The organism is Xanthomonas sp. SHU 308, from assembly GCF_000364645.1.
Lineage (GTDB): Bacteria > Pseudomonadota > Gammaproteobacteria > Xanthomonadales > Xanthomonadaceae > Xanthomonas_A > Xanthomonas_A sontii.
This window is the reverse complement of record NZ_AQOK01000322.1, coordinates 1-2,061: the sequence shown is the minus strand read 5'-3', so window position 1 is coordinate 2,061 and position 2,061 is coordinate 1. Positions and strand designations below refer to the sequence as shown.

Annotated in this window: 3 protein-coding genes and 1 other RNA gene; 3 read left to right on the top strand and 1 reads right to left on the bottom strand. The window is 65.1% G+C overall.

The features are described 5' to 3' along the window. The 3 genes from D588_RS0111430 to rnpB all read left to right on the top strand — a co-directional run. On the top strand, positions 1-483 hold a 483-nt coding region (locus tag D588_RS0111430), incomplete at its 5' end, for an SAM-dependent methyltransferase (RefSeq protein WP_017916073.1). A gap of 28 nt (positions 484-511) precedes the next feature. Then, entirely contained in the window at positions 512-1,216 is a 705-nt protein-coding gene (locus D588_RS27835) for a hypothetical protein (RefSeq protein ID WP_157836451.1), read from the top strand. Between the two features lie 28 nt (positions 1,217-1,244). After that, positions 1,245-1,611: RNase P RNA component class A (rnpB, locus tag D588_RS26130), an RNA gene on the top strand. A 235-nt stretch (positions 1,612-1,846) separates the two neighbouring features. On the opposite strand, the gene D588_RS24535 is transcribed toward rnpB, so the two are convergent. Then, positions 1,847-2,061 (bottom strand): NRDE family protein (locus D588_RS24535; protein WP_043084477.1); only part of this gene is annotated, 215 nt, incomplete at its 5' end.

Below are 2,061 nucleotides of genomic sequence, written 5' to 3'. Positions count from 1 at the left end.
TCCTGCGCGGCGATCGCCGCGCTCAGCGTGGCCGGCCTGCCCAGCGACCGCTTCGCCTTCGAGGGCTTCCTGCCGGCCAAGGCCTCGGCGCGCCGCGAGCGCCTGGCGCGGTTGGCCGGCGAGCCGCGCACCCTGGTGTTCTACGAAGCCTCGCACCGCATTGCCGAGTCCCTGGCCGACTGCCGCGCCGCCTTCGGCGATGCCCGCCCGGCAGTCATGGCGCGCGAATTGACCAAATTGTTCGAGACCGTGCTCGACGGCACCCTGGCCGACCTGCACGCCCGGGTCGAGGCCGACGACAACCAGCGCAAGGGCGAGTTCGTGCTGATGGTGCAGGGCGCCGGCGACGACGCCGACGCGCAGCTGGCCGAAGGCCGCCGCGTCTACGCCAAGCTCAGCGAACACCTGCCGCCGTCCACCGCCGCCAAGCTGGCCGCCGAACTGACCGGTGCGTCGCGCAAGGCGCTTTACGGCGGTGGCTAGCAAGTCGGCACGCCAGAAGGCAAGGGAGTTGGCATGGCTGGACCTCGCCAGGGTGGTCATGCCGGAGGAGATCCCCAAGGGCATTGTGGAGCAACCGGATCCACCTGCGCCCGATCTTGTGATCCGCAGCAGCAACACGAACATTGGTATCGAGGTCACTCAGCTTTTCCAGCGCGACGATCCGGCGTCGCGGTTGCCAGCACGTGAAATAGAGGCTGCTCAACGCAACATTCTTGCCGAGGCGAGGACGTTGTATGAGGAGACATACGGCCACCGCTTGTTTGTGAATGTCTCCTTCAACGATACGCCGCCTGCAAAAAAACCGGCGGTTCGCGAACTTGTGGCGCTCGTGGAGAGACATCGCACTGATTCGGGAGCGATGTTCCACGTTCTTGCTTTGGATGCGCGTGCGCGGCAACTCCTTCCCCAGTGGCTTCAAGGGCTCACGATATGTACTCAGAAGTCCGATGAACCCGCGCGCTGGATTGGTGGTTCCGTGTGGCGCACCCCAAGTTTGACGCAGGATCTGCTGCAGTCCGCTGTCTCAAGAAAGAACAAAAACGTTGAGGGTTACCTGGAGTACTGTGACCAAGTCTGGCTTCTGGTCATTTGCGACCTCTGGCCGATGGCGGCAAGTTTGGCTGTGCCGCGAAACGCACATCAATGGAAGTTGGAAAGCCGCTTTGCGCGGGTATTGCTGGTGTCCCGAGAGGGGGATGGAATCCGCTTCTGATGGTGAAACATGCGACAATACGCATGGCGGAGCCGGCCAGACAGTCGCGTCATCCCATCGCATTTCGGTGCGGCGGGATGCCGAGGAAAGTCCGGGCTCCATAGGGCAAGGTGCCAGGTAACGCCTGGGCGGCGCGAGCCGACGGACTAGTGCAACAGAAAGATACCGCCTACGTCTGCGCAAGCAGGCCGGTAAGGGTGAAATGGTGCGGTAAGAGCGCACCGCGAGTCCGGTAACGGACCGGCACGGCAAACCCCACCTGGAGCAAGACCAAATAGGGACCTCATGGCGCGGCCCGCGTCGGGTCCGGGTAGGTTGCTTGAGCGTACCGGTGACGGTGCGCCTAGAAGAATGACTGTCCACGACAGAACCCGGCTTATCGGCCGGCTCCGCCGCTTTTCTTCTTCACAGACGCGCGCTCTGGCGCTCGCTCTCTTGCCTCGAACGCAGGGCCGGCGCTGCCCCGGCGGCGCTATGGAGCCTGGCTTGTCGCCGTTGCCGATTCTGTTCGCTTCGCCGCCGTCGCTGCTCCATTGTGGGAGGGACTTCAGTCCCGACTGCACGCACCCGACGTGCCAGCACAGGTCCGCCACGCCATCGTCGCTGGAAGGTGGTGGCTGAGCGCAGGCGTTACCGCCTCCCGGTGTCCGCCCCTGGGGGCCAGTTCTCCAGCCGCGTCTCCCCCTGAAACACTCCGTCCGGGCCGAACCGGCGCTCATGGATCCAGCCGTGGCCGGCGGCGTCCACGGCGACGATGGTGCTGGCGCGGGTGCCGTAGTCGCTGCCGCGGATGAAGGCCGGCGATAGCCGCCGTTCCAGGTCCGGGCCGACTCCGGTGTCGGGCA